This is a genomic window from Crossiella sp. S99.2, from assembly GCF_023094165.1.
Lineage (GTDB): Bacteria > Actinomycetota > Actinomycetes > Mycobacteriales > Pseudonocardiaceae > Crossiella.
Genome location: NZ_JALMDK010000001.1, coordinates 352,403 through 375,194, shown reverse-complemented (window position 1 = coordinate 375,194; position 22,792 = coordinate 352,403). Strand labels below are relative to the sequence as shown.

At 70.3% G+C, this 22,792-nt stretch carries 25 protein-coding genes; 18 read left to right on the top strand and 7 right to left on the bottom strand.

The features are described from left to right. Positions 1-136 precede the first annotated feature (136 nt). From MZC64_RS01760 to phoU, 6 genes are all read left to right on the top strand, one after another. On the top strand, positions 137-475 hold the full coding sequence (locus MZC64_RS01760) for a hypothetical protein (RefSeq protein ID WP_247755328.1): 339 nt from the start codon (positions 137-139) through the stop codon (positions 473-475). Positions 476-495: 20 nt separating this feature from the next. After that, a complete protein-coding gene (dusB, locus tag MZC64_RS01755; protein ID WP_374205594.1) occupies positions 496-1,647 on the top strand; it encodes a tRNA dihydrouridine synthase DusB in 1,152 nt (383 codons plus the stop codon). Next, positions 1,644-2,090 (top strand): hypothetical protein, encoded by a 447-nt coding sequence (locus MZC64_RS01750; protein ID WP_247755326.1) that lies wholly within the window; start codon positions 1,644-1,646, stop codon positions 2,088-2,090. The genes dusB and MZC64_RS01750 overlap by 4 nt, the downstream gene beginning before the upstream one ends. 252 nt (positions 2,091-2,342) lie before the next feature. After that, positions 2,343-3,263, top strand: a complete 921-nt coding sequence (locus MZC64_RS01745) for a GGDEF domain-containing protein (RefSeq protein ID WP_374205593.1) — start codon at positions 2,343-2,345, stop codon at positions 3,261-3,263. Positions 3,264-3,461: 198 nt separating this feature from the next. Continuing rightward, on the top strand, positions 3,462-6,236 hold the full coding sequence (locus MZC64_RS48495; protein ID WP_308300943.1) for an LCP family protein: 2,775 nt from the start codon (positions 3,462-3,464) through the stop codon (positions 6,234-6,236). A 113-nt stretch (positions 6,237-6,349) separates the two neighbouring features. Then, positions 6,350-7,003, top strand: coding sequence for a phosphate signaling complex protein PhoU (gene phoU / locus MZC64_RS01730; RefSeq protein WP_247755325.1), 654 nt, complete (start codon positions 6,350-6,352; stop codon positions 7,001-7,003). A gap of 101 nt (positions 7,004-7,104) precedes the next feature. Here phoU and pstB read toward each other — a convergent pair whose 3' ends face one another. The 6 genes from pstB to MZC64_RS01700 all read right to left on the bottom strand — a co-directional run bounded on the left by pstB (position 7,105) and on the right by MZC64_RS01700 (position 12,921). After that, entirely contained in the window at positions 7,105-7,881 is a 777-nt protein-coding gene (pstB, locus tag MZC64_RS01725) for a phosphate ABC transporter ATP-binding protein PstB (RefSeq protein WP_247755324.1), read from the bottom strand. Between the two features lie 16 nt (positions 7,882-7,897). Next, on the bottom strand, positions 7,898-8,812 hold the full coding sequence (pstA, locus tag MZC64_RS01720; RefSeq protein WP_247755323.1) for a phosphate ABC transporter permease PstA: 915 nt from the start codon (positions 8,810-8,812) through the stop codon (positions 7,898-7,900). After that, positions 8,809-9,762 (bottom strand): phosphate ABC transporter permease subunit PstC, encoded by a 954-nt coding sequence (gene pstC, locus MZC64_RS01715; protein ID WP_247755322.1) that lies wholly within the window; start codon positions 9,760-9,762, stop codon positions 8,809-8,811. Before pstC ends, pstA begins: the two co-directional genes overlap by 4 nt. 122 nt (positions 9,763-9,884) lie before the next feature. Continuing rightward, complete coding sequence (pstS, locus tag MZC64_RS01710) at positions 9,885-11,000, bottom strand: phosphate ABC transporter substrate-binding protein PstS (RefSeq protein ID WP_247755321.1); 1,116 nt, start codon at positions 10,998-11,000, stop codon at positions 9,885-9,887. A 213-nt stretch (positions 11,001-11,213) separates the two neighbouring features. Next, positions 11,214-12,128 carry a mycothiol synthase gene (gene mshD / locus MZC64_RS01705; protein WP_247756197.1) on the bottom strand — a complete coding sequence of 305 codons (915 nt, stop codon included), beginning with the start codon at positions 12,126-12,128 and terminating at the stop codon, positions 11,214-11,216. 55 nt (positions 12,129-12,183) lie between these two features. Continuing rightward, positions 12,184-12,921, bottom strand: a complete 738-nt coding sequence (locus MZC64_RS01700) for a response regulator transcription factor (RefSeq protein WP_247755320.1) — start codon at positions 12,919-12,921, stop codon at positions 12,184-12,186. Positions 12,922-13,019: 98 nt separating this feature from the next. On the opposite strand from MZC64_RS01700, the gene MZC64_RS01695 reads away from it, so the two are divergent. The 9 genes from MZC64_RS01695 to pxpB all read left to right on the top strand — a co-directional run bounded on the left by MZC64_RS01695 (position 13,020) and on the right by pxpB (position 19,470). After that, complete coding sequence (locus tag MZC64_RS01695) at positions 13,020-13,817, top strand: alpha/beta hydrolase (RefSeq protein ID WP_247755319.1); 798 nt, start codon at positions 13,020-13,022, stop codon at positions 13,815-13,817. Positions 13,818-13,845: 28 nt separating this feature from the next. Beyond that, positions 13,846-14,658, top strand: a complete 813-nt coding sequence (locus MZC64_RS01690; RefSeq protein WP_247755318.1) for a DUF2993 domain-containing protein — start codon at positions 13,846-13,848, stop codon at positions 14,656-14,658. Beyond that, a complete protein-coding gene (locus MZC64_RS01685; RefSeq protein ID WP_247755317.1) occupies positions 14,655-15,068 on the top strand; it encodes a thioredoxin family protein in 414 nt (137 codons plus the stop codon). The genes MZC64_RS01690 and MZC64_RS01685 overlap by 4 nt, the downstream gene beginning before the upstream one ends. Positions 15,069-15,466: 398 nt before the next feature. Then, positions 15,467-15,898: a DUF4395 domain-containing protein gene (locus MZC64_RS01680; protein ID WP_247755316.1), complete on the top strand. Its 432-nt coding sequence runs from the start codon at positions 15,467-15,469 to the stop codon at positions 15,896-15,898. A 42-nt stretch (positions 15,899-15,940) separates the two neighbouring features. Then, the gene (locus MZC64_RS01675; protein ID WP_247755315.1) at positions 15,941-16,780 is read left to right on the top strand and encodes a sulfurtransferase; all 840 of its coding nucleotides are present in this window, start codon (positions 15,941-15,943) and stop codon (positions 16,778-16,780) included. A gap of 11 nt (positions 16,781-16,791) precedes the next feature. Further along, the gene (locus MZC64_RS01670; protein ID WP_185000742.1) at positions 16,792-17,100 is read left to right on the top strand and encodes a DUF1416 domain-containing protein; all 309 of its coding nucleotides are present in this window, start codon (positions 16,792-16,794) and stop codon (positions 17,098-17,100) included. A 205-nt stretch (positions 17,101-17,305) separates the two neighbouring features. Continuing rightward, on the top strand, positions 17,306-17,884 hold the full coding sequence (locus MZC64_RS01665) for a peptidoglycan-binding protein (protein WP_247755314.1): 579 nt from the start codon (positions 17,306-17,308) through the stop codon (positions 17,882-17,884). Positions 17,885-18,057: 173 nt separating this feature from the next. Further along, a complete protein-coding gene (locus tag MZC64_RS01660; RefSeq protein ID WP_247755313.1) occupies positions 18,058-18,699 on the top strand; it encodes an FABP family protein in 642 nt (213 codons plus the stop codon). Between the two features lie 162 nt (positions 18,700-18,861). Then, complete coding sequence (pxpB, locus tag MZC64_RS01655) at positions 18,862-19,470, top strand: 5-oxoprolinase subunit PxpB (RefSeq protein WP_247755312.1); 609 nt, start codon at positions 18,862-18,864, stop codon at positions 19,468-19,470. On the opposite strand, the gene MZC64_RS01650 is transcribed toward pxpB, so the two are convergent. Beyond that, positions 19,458-20,309: an aminodeoxychorismate lyase gene (locus MZC64_RS01650; RefSeq protein ID WP_247755311.1), complete on the bottom strand. Its 852-nt coding sequence runs from the start codon at positions 20,307-20,309 to the stop codon at positions 19,458-19,460. The genes pxpB and MZC64_RS01650 overlap by 13 nt on opposite strands. A gap of 44 nt (positions 20,310-20,353) precedes the next feature. Here MZC64_RS01650 and MZC64_RS01645 point away from each other — a divergent pair, with 44 nt between their 5' ends. Genes MZC64_RS01645 through MZC64_RS01635 form a run of 3 tightly spaced genes read left to right on the top strand, consistent with a single transcriptional unit; the run spans position 20,354 to position 22,783 of the window. Continuing rightward, positions 20,354-20,794 carry a transcriptional repressor gene (locus tag MZC64_RS01645; RefSeq protein ID WP_247755310.1) on the top strand — a complete coding sequence of 147 codons (441 nt, stop codon included), beginning with the start codon at positions 20,354-20,356 and terminating at the stop codon, positions 20,792-20,794. Continuing rightward, positions 20,791-21,888 carry a folate-binding protein YgfZ gene (locus MZC64_RS01640; RefSeq protein ID WP_247755309.1) on the top strand — a complete coding sequence of 366 codons (1,098 nt, stop codon included), beginning with the start codon at positions 20,791-20,793 and terminating at the stop codon, positions 21,886-21,888. Before MZC64_RS01645 ends, MZC64_RS01640 begins: the two co-directional genes overlap by 4 nt. Before the next feature lie 49 nt (positions 21,889-21,937). After that, positions 21,938-22,783 carry a 3-keto-5-aminohexanoate cleavage protein gene (locus tag MZC64_RS01635; RefSeq protein WP_247755308.1) on the top strand — a complete coding sequence of 282 codons (846 nt, stop codon included), beginning with the start codon at positions 21,938-21,940 and terminating at the stop codon, positions 22,781-22,783. Positions 22,784-22,792 lie beyond the last annotated feature (9 nt).

Sequence of the window (22,792 nt, the reverse complement as noted above, 5' to 3'; positions counted from 1 at the left end):
TGGCACAGCGGTTCCAAGATGTGATGTTCCCAGCAGGGGGCGAGCGCTGTCCTGGCAACTCCGAGAATCACGCGCGGCCGGTGTGATCTGGGCAGCACTCCCTTAATCGAGCTGATCTGGTTCCGAAAACAAATTCATGAGCGCGAGTCGCAGGCAGAGCGTGGTGGACGCGTTGGAGGCACTGGCCGGGTTCACCCCAGCCACCGTCAACGGCTGGCCGGATCTCAGTGGCACCGTGCAGGTGCTGCTCGCCGACACCTGGTGGGACCGGTTCGACCCGGCGGAGAGCGTGGGCGAGCTGCTGCGGGACCAGGCGGAAGCGGCCGCGGTCAAGGCCGCCGTGCAGCCGTTGCTGGCGGTGCTCGCGGACTACAACTCAGCCACCCCGGATGAGATCTACCTCACCCATCCGCGGTGGCCGGAGGTGGCGGCCAAGGCCGGTGCGGCGCACGAGTTGCTCGCGCGCCGCCCCTGATGGCGCCCGGCAGTCCGAACATGCCGGACAATGGACGAGTGAACGCTCGTCCGCCCTCGCTGCGGGTCGGCCCCTACCAGGTCGATCCGCCGGTGGTGCTCGCGCCGATGGCCGGGATCACCAACGTGGCCTTCCGGCAGCTCTGCCGTCAGTACGGGGCCGGGCTGTACGTGTGCGAGATGGTCACCACCCGGGCGCTGGTCGAGCGGGATCCGATGACCATGCACATGATCACCTTCAGTGCCGACGAGCACCCGCGGTCGTTGCAGCTCTACGGCGTGGACCCGGTGAACATGGCCAAGGCCGTCCGGATGATCGTGGACGAGAACCTGGCCGATCACATCGACATGAACTTCGGCTGCCCGGTGCCCAAGGTGACCCGCAAGGGCGGTGGGGCCGCGCTGCCGTACAAGCGGCGGCTCTTCGGCGACATCGTGCGGGCGGCGGTGCGGGAAGCCGAACCCGCGGGCATCCCGGTGACGGTGAAGTTCCGGATCGGGATCGACGAGGAGCACCTGACCTACCTGGACGCCGGGCGGATCGCCGAGGCGGAGGGCGCGGCCTGGGTCGCGCTGCACGGCCGCACCGCGGCGCAGCGGTACTCCGGGCAGGCCGACTGGTCGGCGATCGCGCGGCTCAAGGAGGCGGTGACCACGATCCCGGTGCTCGGCAACGGGGACATCTTCTCCGCTGACGACGCGCTGCGGATGATGGCCGAGACCGGCTGCGACGGGATCGTGGTCGGGCGCGGTTGCCTGGGCAGGCCGTGGCTGTTCCGGGACCTGGCCGCGGCCTTCGCCGGGCAGCCGGTGCCGCCAGGGCCCTCGCTGGGCGGGGTGGCCGCGGTGCTGCACCAGCACGCCGAGCTGCTCATCGACCACCTCGGGGCCGACAAGGGCATCCGGGACCTGCGCAAACACATGGCCTGGTATCTGCGTGGCTTCCCGGTGGGCGGCGACCTGCGACGCAGTTTCGCGATGGTGTCCAGCCTGGCCGAGCTGGAGGATCTGCTCGCCGAGCTGCCGCACGAGGTGCCGTTCCCGGAGGACGCGGAGGGGCCGCGCGGACGCCAGGGCTCGCCGGCCAAGGTCACGCTGCCGCACGGGTGGCTGGACGATCCGGAGGACGCCTCGGTCCCGGTCGGCGCGGAGCTGATGCACTCCGGCGGGTGAGCGTGCGGCAGGCCGCTGCGTTGCTGTGCGCGCTGCTCACCGCGGGCTGCGCGGTCGGGGTGGCCGGGACACCGGAGGCCGCGCCCGAGGAGGCGGTGGACGCCGGGCTGGTCGGTGGTTACTTCAGTGACGGGCTGGCCGCGGCACGCGGTGGGGCGGGGCCACAGCGGGCGTTCCTGCAGCGCACCCAGCACCCCGATTTCCGCACCGGCGCCTGCGACCTCGGCGACCTGGTGCTGGCCGTGGAACCCGCGCTGTCCACGCTGCGGCCGGACCCGGACTGGGCGGCGGGCCGGGGCGGCGTGCCGCGGGGGCGGGTGTACGTGGTGGCGGTCTCGGTGACCGCGAAACGGGATGGCACGACGGTCGGGGTCCAGATCGGGTCACAGCACGTGGTCGTCCTGGACGGGACGGCCTACGGATTCGCCCCCTGCCCACGCTGAGCGTGACCGGGCCCACACACCTTGGGCTACCGGCAGTTTCCTGCTGGGCCAAGTGGGTGGGCTATGGCCGAACAGCTTGGGACGCCCCGCCATTTCCGGGTACACAACCAAGAGCGTGGTGGATCACGCTGAGTCACCGGGTCGGAGCAGTTCACGGTCAACCAGTTAAGTGAAATGCGCCACCAGCCCGGTTCAGTGGCTCAAGCGTGCCGCCGTAGCCGACGACACCACCGTGGTAGGGAGGTGAACGCGGTGACCGTACTGCGACCTGACATCGCCGAGTCTGATCCGCTCCGCGATGGCGCGCGGCCGGTCTGCTCCGCGCCCACCCCGCCGCGCTCGCCCGCCACCGCCGCCGGTCATCCGGGCCCGCCTGCCACGCCGCCCGCCAACTCCGGGCTGGTGCAGTTACACGAGTCGATCGCCGCGCTGTTCGCCTCCAGGGGGCAGTGGCGGCAGGCCTACCAGCACCTGCGGTCCGCGCTGGACCTGCTCTCCTCCGAACAGACCAACCCGCCGCAGGTGCCCGAACAGCTGCGCCGCGAGGTGGACCGGCTGCGTCGTGAGCACGCCGAGGCGCGCGAGCAGAGCCTGCGGGACAGCCTCACCGCCAGCTACAACCGGCGTTACCTGGACCAGCGGCTGCTGGGTCTGCTCGGTGAGGCGGACCGGCAGGGCGGGCTGGCCGTGGCCCTGGTCGACCTGGACTTCTTCAAACAGGTCAACGACACCTTCGGCCACCTCATCGGCGACCGGGTGCTGCAACGCGTGGTGGAACTGCTGCAGGACGGGCTGCCCGAGGGCGCCTTCTGCGCCCGCTACGGCGGCGAGGAATTCGTGCTGGTGGTGCCGGGAATCGACACCGGGACCGCGGTCGCCGTCTGTGAAGCGGCACGTGCGCGCGTCGAGCGGTACCCGTGGACCCAGCTGGCCCCGGATCTCCGGGTCACGGTGAGTATCGGGCTGGCGCACGAGCTGACCGGCTCACCTGCGCACACGCCCGCGACCGACCCGAAGGAACAGCTGCTGCGCGCGGACAGCTTGCTCTACGTGGCCAAGCAGTCCGGCCGCAACGCCGTCGCGTACCGGGAAGAGGACGGGCGCGTTCGGCTCGCCGGAGCGGCCGGTGGGCGACGGGCTGTGGCCCAGCCCAGGCCGGTTGGCTATAACTGATCTTGCTCGGTACGGCCCCGATCGGGCTAAGCGACTCGGCAATTTTCCGTACAGGACGTGACAAAGCTCGCGGCCGTGCTCGTGTGTCCTACCCGTTATCCGTACTATCGGGCACCGGGCGATCCGTCGGGGGTTACAACCCGTGCGGTTCGCCCTGCGTCTTTAGTCGGAGAGTCACACGATCGGGAAGGAGCACGGGTGCCGGACGACCACCGCGAGGGCGGTTACGGTTCCCGCTCCGGACGACGTCGGCGGGCCGAGGACGACACCCCCGATCTGGACCAGCCGAGCAGGCGCCGCCGGTCCCTCGACGACGGTGGCGGCACCTCGGTCTCGGACCTGCTCGCCAAGCATGGCGGCACCTCGGACAAGCTCCCCCGCCCGGCCCCGCCACCGCCACCGTCGCGTGATCTCTCGCCGCCACCGCTGCCGCCCGTGCCGCCGATGCCGCCCCGGGAGAGCGCGCCGCCGCCCATGGCGCCGCCCCCGATGCCGCCGCGGGACCTGCCGCCGCGCGAGCCCATGCCACCCCGGGACGCGCCGCCGATGGCGCCCCGCCCCGCGCCGCCCCGGGGTCAGCCGCCGCGGCCGCCGATGCCGCCGCAGGGCGATCTGGGGCGGATGCCCTCGGGCGAGCACGGGCGGATGCCCGGTGGCGACCCCGGCCAGCCGTTGCGGCCGCCCATGCCGCCGCAGGGCGAGCTGAACCAGCCCAGTGGCGGGCAACTGCCGCCGCCCCGGTCCGCGCCGCCACGGCCGCCGCGAGGACGGCCGCAAGGTGGGCCGCCCCCGGGTGCACCGCCGCAAGGCGCACCGCCGCCGTTGGACCAGCCCTCCAGTGGTGGCTTCGCCGCGCTGGACGAGCCGTCCCGGCCGCCCGGCCCGCCGCCGGGTGCGCGTCCCGGCGGGCCACCGCCGGGCAACCGGCCGATGCGGCCCGGTGGGCCGATGGACCAGCCCTCCCGGCCGGCGATGCCGATGGAGCGGCCGGGGATCGACCAGCCGTCCCGGCCTGCCATGCCCGCGGGCCAGCCGCCCCGCCCGCCGCAGGGCGCGCCGCCACCGCCGCCGCAGGGTGGGCCGCCGCCTGCCGGCGCCCGGCCCGGCAACCGGCCGCCCGCCAAGCCCGTGGAGCCCGTTGTCGACGGGGAGATGGACGACAAGCGGCGCAAGATCGACGCGACGCTGTCCCGGTTCTCCGCCGTGCACGACGAGATGGCCGAGATCGAGGAGGCCGAACGGGAGCGGCGCGGCAAGCTGACCCAGTTCATCCGGATCGGCGGCAAGGACAAGGGCGACAAGCCCGCGGCCAAGGACGAGCCGGCGGAGCGGACCCAGCTCGTCGAACTGCCCGGGTCGGTGGATGTGGCCACCGTCGGGGTGCCCTACCACGAGCTGGTCGAGGACGACGAGGACGAGCCGCCGCGCGAGACCGGCCAGGCCAGCCCGCCGCCCGAAGACGATCCGGACGCGCTGCGCAAGCGGCGGCTGCTGTTGGTGGGCAAGGCATTGGTGGTCGCGGTGGCCGCGATCGTGCTGGTGGCCACCGGGATCGGCTGGGCGGGCAAGCAGTGGATCAACAGCCAGATCCGCGAGGTGTCCGCGCTGGACCCCAACGCCGATGAGATCCAGGACAAGGACAAGCAGTACGGCGCGGAGAACTTCCTCATGATCGGCTCGGACAGCCGGGCCGGGGCCACCGCCGAGGACGGCGTGGGTGACGAGAAGATCGCCGGCGGCGCGCGCACGGACACCGTGATGGTGGCGCACGTGCCGGCGGACCGGAAGCGCGTGGTGATCGTGTCCTTCCCGCGCGACATGGACGTCACCATCCCGGCCTGCGAGGGCTGGGACGCCAAGACCGGCAAGTACACCGGCAAGACCGAGCCGGTGCGGAAGAACCAGAAGCTCAACTCGGCCTACGCCATCGGCGGCCCGAAGTGCATCACCAAGCTGGTGCTGCAACTGTCCGGGCTGAACATCAACCACTTCGTCGGCATCGACTTCCACGGCTTCAAGGCCATGGTGGACGCGATCAAGGGCGTTGAGGTGTGCGTGCCCAAGCCGATGATCGACGAGAAGATCGGCCCGGTGATCACCCAGACCGGGCGGCAGACCATCTCCGGCGACACCGCGCTGAGCTACGTGCGGGCGCGCACGCTCAAGGGCGACCCGATCCAGAGCGACTACGGCCGGATCCAGCGGCAGCAGAAGTTCCTGTCCTCGTTGCTGCGCAAGGTGATGTCCCAGCAGGTGCTCACCAGTCCCGGTCAGCTGCAGGACTTCGTGAAGGCATTCGCGGGCTCCACCTACGGCGAGAACATCGGCATCGACCAGATGCTCACCCTGGGCACTTCGTTGCAGGGCCTGGAAGCCGGGCGGGTCACCTTCGTGCAGGTGCCGGTGCGCACGGTCGAGGTGGGCAAGGGCTACCGCGAGGAGTTCCGGGAGAAGGACGCCAAGAACCTGTTCCAGGCGATCATCAACGGAACCCCGCTGCCACAGGAGAAACCGGCAGGCGGCGGCAACCAGAACCCGGTGCCGCAGGCGCAGAACAACCCGCCGGCTGACCTGAGCCCGGCCGCGCTGGTGGACCCGAAGACGGTGAAGATCCAGGTGCTCAACGGCGCCAACAAGGCGGGCAACGCGAACAAGGCGGTCACCGGCCTGGAGGACCTCGGTTTCTCGGTGGTGAAGAAGGGCAACTCGCCGACGCCCAGCGACAAGACGGTGATCCGGTTCAGCGATGAACGCCGGGACGCCGCGCGCACGCTGGCCGCCTCGGTGCCGGGCGCCACGATGGTCCCGGATGCCGGCATGGGCGGCTCGATCCAGCTCGTGCTCGGCCCGGAGTTCGACGGCAAGATCGTCAAGCCCGGCAACGGAACCGGCGGCGGTGGCACGCCGACCTCGACCACCAAGCTGCCCGGTGATCTGTCCACTGTGAACGGTGCGGACAACAGCTGCACCTGATCCACCGCACACCGCCGCTGACCGGGGCTTGTGCACCAGTTGTTCGGGGCCCGTTTACGGCTGGTTCACCAATGGATGCAGACCCCGCGACCCGCGCACCGTAGGCTGACCACATGCGCGAGGCCTATCACGAGCAGCTCGATCGTTTCGCCGAGATCCTGGGCGACATGACCGCCGATGTCGCGAAAGCGATGGAGAAGTCGACCGCAGCACTGCTGAATGTCGACCTCGGCCTTGCCGAACAGGTGATCGACGAGGACGCGAAGATCGACGACGCCCGCGCCGCGGCGGAGGAGCAGGCGTTCGCGCTGCTCGCCCTGCAGGCGCCGGTGGCCACCGACCTGCGGGTCGTCGTCGCCGCGATCCACGCCGCCGAGGACCTGGAGCGGATGGGTGATCTGGCGCTGCACGTGGCGAAAGCCACCCGGCGCAGGCACCCCAACGGCGTGCTGCCCGAGCAGGTGCGCGAGGACTTCGCGCAGATGGGCCGGGTCGCGGTGGAGCTGGCCAAGAAGGCCGAGCTGGTCATCCGCAACCGCGATGTCGAGCTGGCCCACCAGCTTGAGCAGGACGACGACGAGATGGACGCCCTGCACAAGCACCTGTTCAGCGTGCTGATGGACAAGGACTGGCCGCACGGCGTGGCCCCCGCGGTGGACATCACGCTGCTGGGCCGGTTCTACGAGCGTTTCGCCGACCACGCGGTGGCGCTGGCCCGCCGGGTGGTGTTCATCGCCACCGGCAAGATGCCCGGCCGCGAGGACTGATTTCCCTTAGGACACAACAAAGGCCGGGTCCCTCCGATGGGGACCCGGCCTTTGTGGTTCCAGAAACCCTTGTGCTTTAACCGCTGTATCGATTGTTCGGCTCAGCCGAAGCGACCGGAGATGTAGTCCTCGGTGGCCTTCTGGGTCGGGTTGGAGAAGATCTTCTCGGTGTCGTCGACCTCGACCAGGCGGCCCGGCTGGCCGACGCCTGCCAGGTTGAAGAACGCCGTCTGGTCGCTCACCCGCGCGGCCTGCTGCATGTTGTGGGTGACGATGACGATCGTGTATTCCTTCTTCAGCTCGGTGATCAGGTCCTCGATCGCCAGCGTGGAGATCGGGTCCAGCGCCGAACAGGGCTCGTCCATCAGCAGCACGTCCGGCTGCACCGCGATGGCGCGCGCGATGCACAGCCGCTGCTGCTGACCGCCGGAGAGGCCGCCGCCGGGCTTGTCCAGCCGGTCCTTGACCTCTTCCCAGAGGTTCGCGCCGCGCAGCGAGCGCTCGCAGACCTCCTCCAGCTTCTTCTTGCCCTTCATCCCGGCCAGCTTCAGCCCGGCCACCACGTTGTCCCTGATGGACATGGTGGGGAACGGGTTGGGCCGCTGGAACACCATGCCGATGGTGCGGCGGACCGACACCGGGTCCACGGCGGTGGCGTAGATGTCCTCGCCGTCGAGCAGGACCTGCCCGTCCACCCTGGCGCCGGGGATCACCTCGTGCATGCGGTTCAGCGAGCGCAGCACGGTGGACTTGCCGCAACCCGAGGGTCCGATGAACGCGGTGACACTGCGCGGCGGCACCTGGAGGGTGACCCCGTCCACGGCGTGGAACTTGCCGTAGTAGATGTTGAGGTCTTTGACATCGATGCGCTTGGCCATTGCTCCTACCGCCCGCTCACTTGGTCTTGATGGCCGAGAGCCGCGAGATGATCGAGGCTACGAGGTTGAACAACATGATCACGATCACCAGGGTGAGCGCCGCGCCCCAGGTCCGGTCGAAACCGGCGGTCTCGGGGTTGGCGAACTCCGAGTTCATCATCAGCGGCAGGTTGGCCATGTTGCCGTCGAAGATGTTGAAGTTGATGAAGGGCGCGTAGGCCACCAGCACCAGCGCGGGCGCGGTCTCGCCCATCACCCTGGCCACGCCGAGCATCGCGCCGGTCACGATGCCGGACATCGCGGTCGGGATGACCACCTTGACGATCGTCTTCCACTTGGGGATGCCCAGCGCGTAGGAGGCCTCGCGCAGCTCGTTCGGCACGATCTTGAGCATCTCCTCGGTGACCCGGATGACCACCGGGACCATGAGCAGCATCAGCGCCAGCGTCACCGCGAAGGAGCTGCGGGAGAAGCCGAAGATGCTGATCCACACCGAGTAGACGAACAGCGCGGCCACGATCGAGGGCACACCGGTGAGGATGTCCACCATGAACGTGGTGATCTTGCCGAGCTTGCTGCCCACCCCGTACTCGACCAGGTAGATGCCCACCATCACGCCGATCGGCACCGACATGATCGCGGTGACCAGGCCTTGCACGATGGTGCCGAAGATCGCGTGGTACGCGCCGCCACCCTCGTCGTAGGGCCGCAGGCCGGAGAGCGAGTGGGTCCACCAGGTGCTGGACAGGATCGGGCCCAGGCCGCGGGACAGGGTGGTGTAGAGCACCCAGACCAGCGGCACGATCGCGATCAGGAAGGCCAGGCCCACCAGCACGGTGGCCGCCACGTTCTTGGCCTTGCGGGCGCCGCTGACCGGTTGGAAGGCCGGCGGCGCCGCCGGGCGTTCGAGGTCGACACTCGCCGTGGTCACGAGTACTCCTTCTTGCGGGCGACGATCGAGCGCGCGGTGGCGTTGACCGCGAAGGTCAGCACGAACAGCACCAGGCCCGCGGCGATGTAGGCGCCCGCGGCCAGCGGGCTGCTCGCCGCCTCGCTGATGCCCAGGGCGATCTTGGAGGCGAAGGTCGAACCACCGTCGAAGAGGCTGAAGAACGGCTGCTGCGCGGTGGTGGACAGGATCAGGTACAGCGCCATCGTCTCGCCAAGCGCGCGGCCAAGGCCGAGCATGGAAGCGTTGACGAAACCGGCCTTGCCGAAGGGCAGCACCGTGGTCTGGATGACCTCCCAGCGGGTCGCGCCGAGGGCCAGCGCGCCCTCGATGTGCTCGCGGGGGGTGCGGGCGAAGACCTCGCGGCTGACCCCGGTGACCGTGGGCAGGATCATCACCGCGAGCACCACGCCCGCGGTGAAGATGTGCCCGCCGCCCGCCGGGTTCACGTTGCCCTTGGCGAACAACGGGAACCAGCCGAGGTTGGCGGTGAGCCACTCGGCGAAGGGGGTCAGCACCGGGGCGAGCACCTGGATGCCCCAGAGACCGAAGATGATCGAGGGCACCGCGGCCAGCAGGTCCACCACGTAGGCGAAGGGCCGGGCCAGGCGGCGCGGGGCGTACTGGGTGAGGAACAGCGCGATGCCCAGGGACACCGGCATCGCCAGCAGCAGGGCCAGCAGGGAGGAGGCCACGGTCACCCAGAGCAGGTCCGGGATGCCGAAGCGCAGGTTGTTGAGGTCGTTGGTGTCCCAGGCGTAGGAGAACAGGAAGTTCGCGTTGTTCGCCTGGAGCGAGGGAATGGCCTGCAACAGCAGGAAGATCCCGATGGCGCCGATCAGCGCGACGATGAAGACGCCGGTACCGCTGGCGATGCCGCTGAAGATGCGGTCACCCGGACGTCGGACCGGCTTGCTCGGCGCGGTGGTCACGGTGGAGATGTGTGCCTCCGGTAGTTCCGGCGATGCGGGCGGTCCTGGTTGGGGACCGCCCGCATCGGGTCGCTCATGGCGTCGCGATCAGCTTGGCAGAGCCGCCGACCGAACGATGTGGGTCAGGAGATCGACTTGATCGACTCGGTGAGCTTGGTGCGGAACTCCGCCGGCAGCGGCACGTAGCCGATCTTGGGCAGGCGGTCCTGGCCGGTGGTGGAGGCCACGGTCAGGAAGTTCTTCAGCGCGGCCGCGGTGTCCGCGTCGGCGCTCTTGGCGCAGACGATCTCGTAGGTGACCAGCACCAGCGGGTAGGAGCCCGCGGTCTTGTCGGCGTAGAGCGCCTTGAGGTCGAGCACCAGGTCGCCGGGGGTGGTGGCGGTCTGCAGCTTGGCGTTGGCGATGGCCTTGCCCGCGCTGGCGTCGGTCAGCTCGACGCCACCGGCGCCGGAGTCCAGCTTGGCGATGCCCAGCTTGTTGGACTTGGCGAAGGAGACCTCGACGTAGGTGATGCCGCCCTCGGTGGCCTTCACCGCGCTGGCCACGTCGGCCGACTTGGCCTTGCCGTCGCCGATGCCGCCCTTGAACTCCTTGCCGTCGCCCTTGGTCCAGGACTGCGGGGCCGCGGCGGCCAGGTACTTCTGGAAGTTGTCGGTGGTGCCCGACTGACCGGAGCGGAAGACCACGCCGATCGCCTTCGCCGGCAGGGTGGCGGAGGGGTTGGCGGCCATGATGGCCGGGTCGTTCCAGGTCTTGATGACGCCGCTGAAGACCTTGGCGACCAGGTCCGGGGTCAGGGTCAGCTCGACGCCGGGCAGGTTGTAGGCGATCGCGACCGGGCCGAAGACCAGCGGCAGGTGCAGCGGGGCGGACCCGGCGCAGCGCTCGGTGGCCTTGGTGATCTCGTCGGCCTTCAGCGGCGAGTCGGAGCCGGCGAAGTCGACCTGCTTGGCGAGGAAGTTCTTGATGCCGTCGCCGGAGGAGGAGACGTTGTAGGCGACGTTGAAGTCCTTGCACGCCTCGACGTAGGAGGCGGTGAACTCGGTCATGGCGTTGCCCTGGGCGGACGAGCCGTCGCCGTTCACCGACTTCTTGCCGGCGCAGGCGATCGAACCGGCCGCGGAGCTGGTGGAGCCGCCGGTGTTGCCGGGGGCGTTGTTGTCCGAGCCACACGCCGAGAGCAGAAGCGCGCCCGCGGCCACCAATCCGAGCACGGCAGCGTGCTGCTTGATCTTCACCTGAGTCCTCCAGAACGTGGACGGGCGGCGGCACCCGCCCTGCAAACCGGGACGTTAGGGACCGAGGGTGGACAGGCGGCCGTCAGAAGATGAACGGAGGGTGAACAAGCCACCTTCAGTGACCATTCACACCCCATTGGTGTGAACCCGTGACCCGGGTGCGACCAGCACGTTTGCACTCCGTGACCCCACCGTCATCTGGCGGAGTTCCGGTCAGCGTGACCGCGCGTACTGCACATCGCTGTCCCAGTGGGTAAAGCCGAGCTTCTCGTAAACCCGGATCGCGGTGGTGTTGTCCGACTCCACGTACAGCATCACCGCGGGCAGACCGCGTTCGCGCAGGTGGCGCAGGCCGGCCAGGGTGAGCACCGAGCCGAGGCCGCCGCCCTGGGCGTCCGGGTCCACGCCGACTACGTAGACCTCCCCGATCGGTTGGTTTCCGGTGTCCGGGCGCGCCGCGTGCACCTTGGTCCAGTGGAAGCCCACGACCCGGCCGTCCCGGACGGCCAGGAAGAAGCCCGCCGGGTCGAACCAGGACTCGGCCTCGCGCAGCTCGATGTCCGCGGTGGTCCAGCCGCCCTGTTCCGGGTGCCAGGAGAACGCCTTGTTGTTGACCTCGACCACGGCGGCCTCGTCCTGACCTGGCACGAAGGCCCGCAGGCTCAGTCCGTCGGGCAGCGCGCGCTGGGGCAGGTCGCCGGTGAAGGCCATCTTCATCCGCCACAGGTCGCGGGCGCGGGTGAAGCCGAGGCGGGCGCCGATGGCCTGGCCGCCGGGGTGGTCGCCGTGCGCCCAGATGCGCAGGTCGTGCTCGCCGGCGCGCTGGAGCAGCTGGGTGACCAGCTCGGTGCCCAGGCCGCGGCGGCGGTGTTCGGGGTGCACGGCGAGTTCGGCCACGTAGCGGCCCTCGTTGTCGCGGTCCAGGTTGACGTAACCGCCCAGCTCGCCATCGACCTGGCGCGCGAGCAGGTGTTCTGCCGAGATCTGCTCGCAGGATCGAGCATGTTGCTGGAGGGTCATCAGCACGTGCTCGCCCACCGGCGCGCGGCCGTCGGCCTCGGCGGCCGCGGCCACCAGGGAGCGGACGGCTTGTGCTTCGTCAGGGGTCAGCTGGCCTGCCCACGTCATCTGCACCACGGCTTCACCGTAGTGCCACCAAACGCGGGCAGGCAGCCGCTGGTGATCAGGAGGACACGTAGTCCGGGGCGGGCTCGTCCTGGCCCAGCTCGACCCGGCTCGCGCCGGCCCGCGGCGGGCGGACGAACTTGTAGCCCACGTTGCGCACGGTGCCGATCAGGGTCTCGTGCTCCAGGCCGAGCTTGGCGCGCAGCCGTCGCACGTGCACGTCCACCGTGCGGGTGCCGCCGAAGAAGTCGTAGCCCCAGACCTCCTGCAGCAGCTGCGCCCTGGTGAACACCCGGCCCGCGTGCTGGGCCAGGTACTTGAGCAGCTCGAACTCCTTGTAGGTGAGTTCCAGCGGGCGGCCGCGCAGCCGGGCGGTGTAGGTGGTGTCGTCGATGACCAGCTCGCCGAGCACCAGCGCGCCGTCGTTGCCGCGGTGCGCGGCGGCGCGCCGGGAACGGACCAGGCGCAGCCGGGCGTCCACCTCGGCAGGGCCTGCGGCGGGCAGCAGGATCTCGTCGATGCCCCAGTCGGCGCTGACCCCGACCAGGCCGCCCTCGTTGACCACGGCGATCACCGGGACGTCGATGCCGCTGCTGGTCAGCAGGCGACAGAGGCTGCGGGCGCCGACCAGGTCGGTGCGCGCGTCGACCAGCACCGCGTCATGCGGGCCGGCCTCCAGCAGCGCGGAGACATCGGGCACCAGCGGGCGCACCTGGTGCGGCAGCAGCGAGAGGGCCGGGAGCACGGACTCCGGGTCGCGGTCCGTGGTCAGCAGAAGCAGGTCCACGCTGGTCATGGCGCCGCCTCCTTTCCACGCTCACCGGGTCGCCCCGGTCGCGCGAGGTAGTCAGGCTTCGGCGCCATTGCCGCTGGATGAACGGGAGAATACTCGGCATGGCACTCGTGACAACAGGCCACGAAACCGGTGTCACACTGCTGACCTCGGACAAGGTGCGGCTGAACGGGTTACTGCTCGGCCCGCGGACCCCCTCGGTGAACCCGACCGCGGTGGTCGTCGCGCACGGTTTCACCAAGCACACCGGCCGCCCCGATGTTCGTCGGTTGTTACGCCGATTGGCCTTGCGGCACACCGTTCTCGGCCTGGACCTGCGTGGCCACGGACGCTCCGGCGGGCGGTCCTCGGTGGGTCTGGACGAGCAGTTCGACGTGGCCGCCGGGGTGGAGTTCCTGCGCGGCCTTGGCCATCCGACCGTGACCACACTGGGATGTTCCCTTGGCGGGTCGGTGGTGTTGCGGCAGGCGGCGCTGGCCGAGGGCGCGGCCAAACCGGACGCGGTGGTGGCGGTCAGCCCGCCCGCGCGCTGGTGGGTGCGCGAGACCCCCAAGATGCGCCGGGTCAATCAGCTGCTGGAGCTGCCGGGCGGTCCGGCGTTCGGGCTGCTGATGCTGGGCGTCCGGCTGGGGCCGAGGTGGACGCAGGCGCCCGCCTCGCCGATCGAGCTGGCGCCGCGGATCGCGCCGACGCCGCTGCTGTTCGTGCACGGCACCGCGGACAACTACTTCCCGGTGGCCGATGTCACCGCGATGCACCGGGCCTGCGGGCCGGGCGCCGAGTTGTGGCTGGAAGAGGGCATGGGGCACGCCGAGTCCGCGTTGACGCCTGGACTGGTGGACCGGATCCGGGAGTGGCTGGGGGCAACCTCGGGGTCGCTACCCTCGTCTTTGAGGTAACTGCCTCCGACTTTCGGAACGGGTCCGTGTGAAGAAGCTAGCCATCGTCCTGGTCGTGCTCATCGGTCTGCTGGTCGCCGGTGATTTCGGCGCCGCCGCGGCCGCGGAGTACCAGGTCTCCACCCGGTTGCGCGCCCAGCTCAAGCTGGCCGACGACCCGGCGGTGCGGATCAACGGCTTCCCGTTCCTCTACCAGGCGCTGGCCGGGGACTACCGCGAGGTCGAGGTCAAGGCGAGCGGGGTGCCGGTGGCCGAGCTGCGCAACGTGGAGGTCGAGGCGACCCTGCGGCACGTGCGCGCGCCCCTGTCCGAGCTGCTCTCCGGCTCGGCCCAGAACGTGACCATCGACGAGGTCACCGGCCGGGTGAAACTGCTGGCCGCCGAGGTGGGCAAGCTGATCAACGTGGCCGACCTCAAGATCGAGCCGGCCAACCTGGACGAGCTGCTGGAGCGCAAGCCCAACGGCGATCCGATCGTGCCCACCGGCAAGCCGCAGGTGGTGGATGAGAAGACCGCGCCGGTGAAGCTGACCGGCAGCACCGACATCGCGGGCACCCGCACCCAGGTGACCGTGGTCGGGGTGCTCTCCCTGGTGGACAACCAGATCGAGGTCAGCCCGAAGCGGCTGCGGGTGAGCAACGAGACCGGTGAGGTGGCGCTGCCGCCCGCGGTGGACCGGCTGATCCGGCGGGCCTTCAGCACCCGGATCGACCCTGGCGGCCTGCCGTTCACCGTGGTGCCCACCGGCGTGCGGGCCGAGCATGGCGCGCTGGTCGTGGAGGGCAGCGCGAAGAACGTGCAGCTCGGCGGCGGCGCGGTGCCGAACCGGGGTGGTCAGTGACGCAGGTGTGGGTGGTCCTGGGCGTGCTGGTGCTGACCGGCGCGCTGGGTCTGCTGTACCGCTGGCGGAACGGGAAGGTGCGCGCCGCGGTGCCGATCGAGCAGTTGCCTGAAGAAATCCGGACCGTGTTGGCGGCCGCCCCGGCGATCACCCTGGTGCAGCTGTCCACCACTTTCTGCGCGCCCTGCCGGCACACCAAGGTGCTGCTCGGCGACGTGGTCCGGCAGGAGCCGCGGCTGCACCACGTGGAACTGGACGTCACCGAACGGCCGGAACTGGCCGAACGGCTCAAGATCATGCGCACGCCCACCACGCTGGTGGTGGACGCCAAGGAGCGGGAGTTGTTCCGCATCTCGGGACTGCCGAAGCGGGATGAGCTGCTCAACGCGTTGCGCCCGTTGCTCGACTAGGGCCTGTCCGCGGGGTCGCGTCTGCGAGAGTCGTGATGGAGGTGGTTCCTGGTGGTGCGGCCGGGCCGCCCTCATACCGGGCGTATTCGGGTGGTCCGGCCGTGCTGCCAGGGGCCGCCTCGGCGCGGCTATCGCGGGCGCGGCCCCGTGGACCGGCCCTTGGTCCCATCCAGTGGACGCCCCTCCCGCAGGGCGGGCTCCGCGAGTAACCTCGCCGTCGTGTACGTGCTGCTTACTCAACGTCGCGCGGTGGACAACTGCCGCGTGGACAGCAGCCTGTGTCGGCTCGGCTGACTTCGGCGGCTTGATCTGGCTTGCCCGCTGCGCCTGACGCGCGGATGTGCCGATAACCGCCACTGACGGACCCATTCCGTGTCCCACCGTCAGGAGGTCCCCCCATGCCCGGCGATGTTCCCGTAGACCCCCGAGGCCCGCGCTTCACCGCGTGGATGACCAGTCTGGTGCTGGTCATCGTGCTGCTCACCGGGGTCTGGCAGCTGCTGGCCGCGCAGACCGTCATCTTCGCGATGTGCGCGTTCATCGGGCTGCGCCTCAACCCCTACGGCCAGCTCTTCCGCACGGCCATCCGGCCGAGGCTCAAGCCCACCAGCGAGCGCGAGGCCCCTGAGCCGCTGCGTTTCGCCCAGGGTGTCGGGTTCGTCTTCGCGCTGGTCGGCACGATCGGGTACGCCTCCGGGCTGACCACGCTCGGAGTGGTGGCGACCTCGGCCGCGCTGGTGGCCGCGCTGCTCAACGCCGCGTTCGGGCTGTGCCTGGGCTGCGAGATGTACCTGGTCATCCGCCGGTTCGCCCCGGCCAAGAGCACCTGATCGTCCACAGTAGACAGAAGTAGACAAGAGGAGCCGCGTCAGATGAGCCGCGAGAACGTCCTGGTATCGGCCGCGTGGGTCGAAGAGAACCTCGACGCCGCCGGCGTCGTGTTCGCCGAGGTGGACGAGGACACCACCGCCTACGAGGGAGGTCACATCCCCGGGGCGGTCCGGATCGACTGGAAGACCGAGCTGCAGGACCAGGTCCGGCGGGACTTCGTCGACCGCGAGGGCTTCGAGAAGCTGCTGTCCGCCAAGGGCATCGGCAACGACGACACGGTCATCCTCTACGGCGGCAACAACAACTGGTTCGCCGCCTACGCCTACTGGTACTTCAAGCTCTACGGGCACCACAACGTCAAGCTGCTCGACGGCGGCCGCAAGAAGTGGGAGCTGGACGGCCGCCCGCTGACCAAGGACCCGGTGAGCCGCGCGGCCACCGAGTACAAGGCGCAGGAGCAGGACCTGTCCATCCGGGCCTTCCGGGACGAGGTCGTGGCCGCGATCAGCGCCAAGAACCTGGTCGACGTGCGCTCCCCTGACGAGTTCTCCGGCAAGCTGCTCGCGCCCGCGCACCTCCCGCAGGAGCAGGCGCAGCGCGGCGGGCACATCCCCAGCGCGATCAACGTGCCGTGGAGCAAGGCGGCCAACGAGGACGGCACCTTCCGGTCCGACGCCGAGCTGACCGAGATCTACGGCGAGGCCGGCCTGGACGGCGGCAAGTCCACCATCGCCTACTGCCGCATCGGCGAGCGCAGCTCGCACACCTGGTTCGTGCTGCGCGAGCTGCTCGGCCACGGCGATGTGAAGAACTACGACGGATCGTGGACCGAGTACGGCTCGCTGGTCGGCGTGCCGATCGAAACCGGCGCCGGAAAGTAAAGGGAGACAACATGAGTGACGGCTGCGGCGCTCCGGTCCAGGGCAGCGCGCTGCCCGCGGGCGTGGATGCGGGCAAGGAGATCGTGGTGACCGGCAAGGTCACCGCCGACGGGTCGCCGGTGGGCGGCGCGTTCGTGCGGCTGCTCGACTCGGGCGGCGAGTTCACCGCCGAGGTCGTCTCCTCCGCCGAGGGCGACTTCCGGTTCTTCGCCGCACCCGGCGACTGGACCGTGCGGGCGCTGCACCGCACCGGCACCGGCCAGGCCGAGCTGCACGCGGACGGTCCGGGGCTGCACAGCCTCGAGGTCGCGGTGGCCTGAGTCGACGTTCGACCAGTGGTCCCGGTTGCCCCGGAATAGGGGTGATCGGGACCACTTTTTTTATCCAGAAACACGGCAACCGGTTTTGCGAGCCAAGCGTGTCAAGGAGGTGAGGACGCCAGGGAATGGCCTGGCGACAAGAATCGAAACTTTCCCAGGGGGAATTGTCATGCGTAAGTGGGCTGCACGCGGAATGGTTCTGGCAATGCTGGCGCTGACCACCATCGGGATTGCTTCTGCCACCACCACACCACAAGCCTCGGCCTGTTCCAGCCAGGAGGACTCCTCGACCTATGCGGCCACGTTGCCGCAGGTCAACCTGGGTGACCGCGGCGCTGAGGTGAAGGGCATGCAGCTCCGGCTGCGCGAACTCGGTTACGGCCTCAACGGCACCGGGTTGTACGCGGACAACACCCTGGCCGCGGTCAAGGACTTCCAGCGCAAACACGGTATCAACGACAGCGGCATTGTCGGCGCGAAGACCTGGCAGCGGCTGGTCGGCGTTATGCCGAAGTTCCGCACCGAGAACCTCTGGCCCACCATGCCGCAGCTGAACCCGGGCGAGCGCAACCCGGATGCCGTGCTCCAGCTGCAGGACCACCTCATGCGGATCACCGACGCCGAGGTGCCGGGCGGGGCGAACGGCGTCTACGACGCGCCGCTGGCCGCCGTGGTCAAGGAGTTCCAGCGGCAGGCCGGCATCAACGACAGCGGCATCGTGGGGGCAAAGACCTGGCACGCGCTGAGCACCGTGGTCTCGGTGCGGGGCAACTGGGGCTGCTGACCTATAACGCTCATCACGGCCGGGGTGGCGGGGCAGGTGTCCGGTCGCCCCGGCCGTTATGCTGCGTCGTTGTGGAAATCTTCTTCACCGGCCTGCTCGTGGCGGCCTGCCTGGTGATCACCTGGTTCGCCGTGTACGTGGTGTACCGGCTGTACTCCGACCAGCGCTGACCCATGACGGAACCGACCACGCCCCAGCCCGGCAGCGGTGACGCGGCGATCCAGGCCGCCGAAGCGCGCGCCGCGGCCACCCGTGACCGCAACCTGCCGCAGTTCGACGATCTGCCGGTGGCCGCCGACACCGCGAACCTGCGGCTCGGCCCGAACCTGCACGACCAGCTGCTCGCCCTGCTGCCCCTGGTCGGGGTCTGGCGCGGCGAGGGCGAGGTGGCCTACAGCTCCCTGGAAGGCGGGCCGTACCGCTTCGGGCAGCAGATCACCTTCGCGCACGACGGCAGGCCGTTCCTGTACTACGAGTCCCGCTCCTGGCTGCTCAACGCCGACGGCAGCGTGCTGCGTCCGGCGGCCCGCGAGGTGGGCTGGTGGCGGGTGCAGGCCGACGACACCATCGAGGTCCTGCTCGCGCACGCGACCGGGATCATGGAGATGTACTACGGCAAGCCGCGCAACCAGACCTCCTGGGAGATCGCCACGGACGCCATCGTGCGCACCGTCGGCGCCAAAGAGGTCACCGCCAGCCAGCGGCTCTACGGCATCGTCGACGGCGGCGACCTGGCCTACGTGGACGAGCGCGCCATGGTCGGCGAGGAAATGCAGCCCCACCTGTCGGCCCGGCTGATCCGCATCGCTGGCTAGGCCGCGTCCCGTGGATCCCGCACACGATCGCCGGGCCCAGCCCGCCCCTGGCGGCACCGCCGGGACAACCACGTACAACCCGGTACGAGGTCGCCCCTGCGGCACCGCCAGGAACGACCTGGACTCCGGCGCTCACGCACTGGATCCACGGGACACGACCTAGTGCGGCTGCTGCCCTGCGGGGCGCACGCCCTGCTGGTCGAGCTGGACTCGGCGGCCGCGGTGCAGGCGGTGCACGCCACACTGCGGGCCGCCGGGCTGCCGGAGGTCGTCGACCTGGTGCCCGCCGCGCGGACCGTGCTGGTCGAGGTGCGGCCGGGCTCCGGGCTGGACAGCGTCCGGGCCGTGCTGGAGTCACTGGGTGAGCGCGAACCGCCGGTGCTGGGCCGCGATGTCCTGCTGCCGGTGGTCTACGACGGCCCCGACCTGGACCTGGTGGCCCGCACCGCGGGGCTGAGCGCCGCCGAGGTGATCGAGCTGCACACCGGCGCGACGTACACGGTGGCCTTCTGCGGGTTCGCGCCCGGGTTCGGCTACCTCACCGGACTGCCCGAAGCACTGCGCCAGCCCCGGCTGGACTCACCGCGGGAGCGGGTGCCCGCCGGGTCGGTCGGCCTGGCAGGGGAGTACACCGGAGCCTATCCACGTGCCTCGCCCGGCGGGTGGCGGCTGATCGGGCGGACCGCGGCGACGCTGTTCGACGTCGACCGCGACCCGCCCGCACTGCTCGCACCCGGTGACCGGGTGCGCTTCCAGGCTCAGTCCCGGTAGTTGGATTCGTACAGCTCGCTGAGTTCGGCGTGCAGGTCCGCGCTGGCCGCCACCGGCTGCCCGTTCAGCGTCCGGATCTGGGTGACCCGGCGCACGCTGGAAAGGAACCAGAGGCCGTCCGCGCTGGTCAGCTCCTCGGCCTGGATCGGCTCGATCCTGGTCTCCCAGCCGACCTTCTCCGCGGCGCGGAACAGCGCGGCCTGGGTGGTGCCGGGCAGGATGCCGATCACCGGCGGGGTGGTGCGCAGGGTGCGGCCGTTGGCCACCACCACGTTCGCGGTCGGGCCCTCCAGCACGCTGCCGTCGGCCGCGGTGAAGATCACCTCGTCCACCCCGTTGGCCTCGGCGTAGCGGATGGCGGCCATGTTCACCGCGTAGGACAGCGACTTCGCGCCCAGCAGCAGCCACGGCGAGCGCTCGGCCTCGGCCGGTTCGAACCCGCGGGCCAGGGTCAGCGCGGACACGCCGTCCTGGCGGCGGCGCACCACACCGGCGCCGATCTGCAGGCCCATCGCGTAGGCGGTCTGGCCCTCGCCGAACTCGGGGCCGCGGCTGTAGACCAGCTTGAGCGCCATCTCCGGGCTGGCCGCCCAGTCCCAGACGTCGATGACGGCCTTGGCGCAGTGCTCCCACTCGGCCGAATCCGGCTCGGGCAGGTCCAGCATGTGCGCCGACCGCGCCAGCCGATCCAGGTGCGGCCCCAGTTCGCGGGGTTTGCCGTCCACCACGAGCACGGTCTCGAAGACACCGTCACCGCGGAGCACGCCTAGATCATCGGCACGCAGCAGCGGGGCTTCCGGGTCGAGGATTGTTCCGTCCAGCAAGGCCAGCACGCGCATGTTGTCCAAGCGTAGACCTGCGAGGAACGCCTAGGATCACGGGTGTGGACACCGCGCCGGAGCAGCTTCGCCGGACCTTGCACGAACGTGGGCTGCGGATGACCCCGCAACGCCAGCTGGTGCTGGACGCGATCATCGCGCTGGCGCACGCCACCCCCGAGCAGATCTGCGCGCATGTGCGGCGGATCACACCCACGGTGAACATAACCACGGTCTACCGGACGTTGGAACTGCTGGAGCGGCTCGGCGTGGTCCGGCACACCCACCTCGGCCACGGCGCGCCGGTCTACTCCCTGGACGAGCACGAGCACGTCCACCTGGTGTGCCACCGTTGCGGCCAGGTGGACGAGGTCCCCTGCGAGGCGCTGGCGGACCTGGGCGAGGCGTTGCGGGCGGCCAAGAACTTCCGCCTGGACCCGAGCCACCTCGCACTTTCCGGGGTGTGCGGGCAGTGTGGTGCGAAAGAGTCGAGGGAGACATCGTGAGTTCACCGTTGCTGGGCAGGCCGGGCGCGATCCCCGCGCCGGAGGGTTCACCGGACCTGGGCGTGCCCTGGCACTTCGGTGACCCGCCTGCCGAGGCCCGCACCGCGGCCCGGCGCGCGGCCGTGGTGGACCGCTCGCACCGGGTGATCATCGCGGTGCCCGGTGCGGACCGGCTGGACTGGCTGCACTCGCTGACCTCCCAGCACTTCCACCAGCTGGCCCCCGGCACCGGCGGCGAGGCGCTGGTGCTGGACGCGCAGGGCCGGGTGGAGCACCACATGCTGGTCGCCCACCACGGCGAGACGATCTACCTGGACACCGAGGCGGAGACCGCGCCCGCGCTGCTGTCCTACCTGACCAAGATGGTCTTCTGGAGCAAGGTCGAGCCGAAGGACGTCAGCGCGGAGTTCGCGCTGCTCACCGTGCTCGGCCCGGACACGGCCGAGGTGCTGGCCAAGGCCGGCGCCGAGGTCCCGGACGTCGCCTACGGCCTGTCCGAACTGCCCGGCGGCGGGTTCGTCCGCCGGATGCCCTGGCCCACCCTGGACGTGGTGGACCTGCTGGTCCCGCACGCCGAGCTGATCACCTGGTTCCAGCGGCTGGCCGACGCGGGCGCCCGCCCCACCGGCACCCTGGCCTATGAGGCCCTGCGGGTGGAGGCGCTGCGGCCGCGGCTGGGCCAGGACACCGACAACCGGACCATCCCGCAGGAGGTCAACTGGATCGGGGTGGCGGTGCACCTGGACAAGGGCTGCTACCGCGGTCAGGAGACCGTGGCCCGGGTGCACAACCTGGGCCGCCCGCCACGCCGGATGGTGCTGCTGCACCTGGACGGGTCCGCGGACGCGGTGCCCGAGACCGGCGATCCGGTGCAGCTGGACGGCCGGGTGGTCGGCAGGCTGGGCAGCGTGGTGATGCACCACGAGCTGGGGCCGATCGGGCTGGCGCTGCTCAAGCAGTCCGTGCCGGTGGACGCCCAGCTGCTCGCCGGAGCTGAGGATCGGGTGGTCGCGGCCACGGTGGACCCCGATTCGGTGCCCGCGCCGACCGGCGAGCCGCCGGGCAAGGCCGCGCTGCGCCGGCTACGGGGCTGAGACTGCCGGGTGCTGACTTGGCCGGGTCCTGCCTGGCAGGATCCGGGCCATGACAGCGCCGTCGCCCACCACCGGCACTCTGCTCACGGTCGCCCCCACCGGGGCCGAGCACGAGAAGGCCGAGGTCCCCAACCTTCCGGTCACCCTGGACGAGCTGGTCAGGACGGCCGCGGACTGCCAGCGGGTCGGGGCAGGGCTCATCCACGTGCACATCAGGGACGATGACGCCGAGCCCACGCTCGACCTCGGCAGGCTCAAGGAGACCGTGGACGCGCTCCGCTCGGAGACCGACCTGGTCGTGCAGCTCTCCACCGGCGGCGCGGTGACCGACGCGGAGGAGGACCGGCTGGCGGTGCTGGACGCGCTGCCCGACTCGGCCTCCTGCACCATGGGCACGGTCAACTTCGGCGAGGCGGTGTTCATGAACCGCTGGGAGTTCATCGTCGAGCTGCACAAGCGGATGCAGGAACGCCAGATCGTGCCCGAGTACGAGATCTTCGACCTCGGTCAGCTCTCCTCGCTGCAGCGGCTGCTGGACCAGCACGGCCTGCCTGCGGGCGGGCACGTGCACGTCGACCTGGTCATGGGCGTGCCCGGCGGGATGCCGGGCGACATCACCACGCTGACCGCGGCGCTGCGGCTGCTGCCGGAGGGCGCTACCTTCTCCGCCACCGGGGTCGGGAGGAGCACGTTGCCCGTGCTGCTCGCCTCTTTGTCCGCGGGCGGTCATCTGCGGGTCGGGATGGAGGACACGCTCTCCTATGCCAAGGGCGAGCGGGTCCGGGACAACGCCCAGCTCGTCGCGCGGGCCGCGGCCGTGTCCAGGATTGCCCAACGTCCCCCGCTGACGCCGGAGCAGGCCCGAAAGCTGCTCGGGGTGCGTCAGGCTGGGTGAATAACCGGG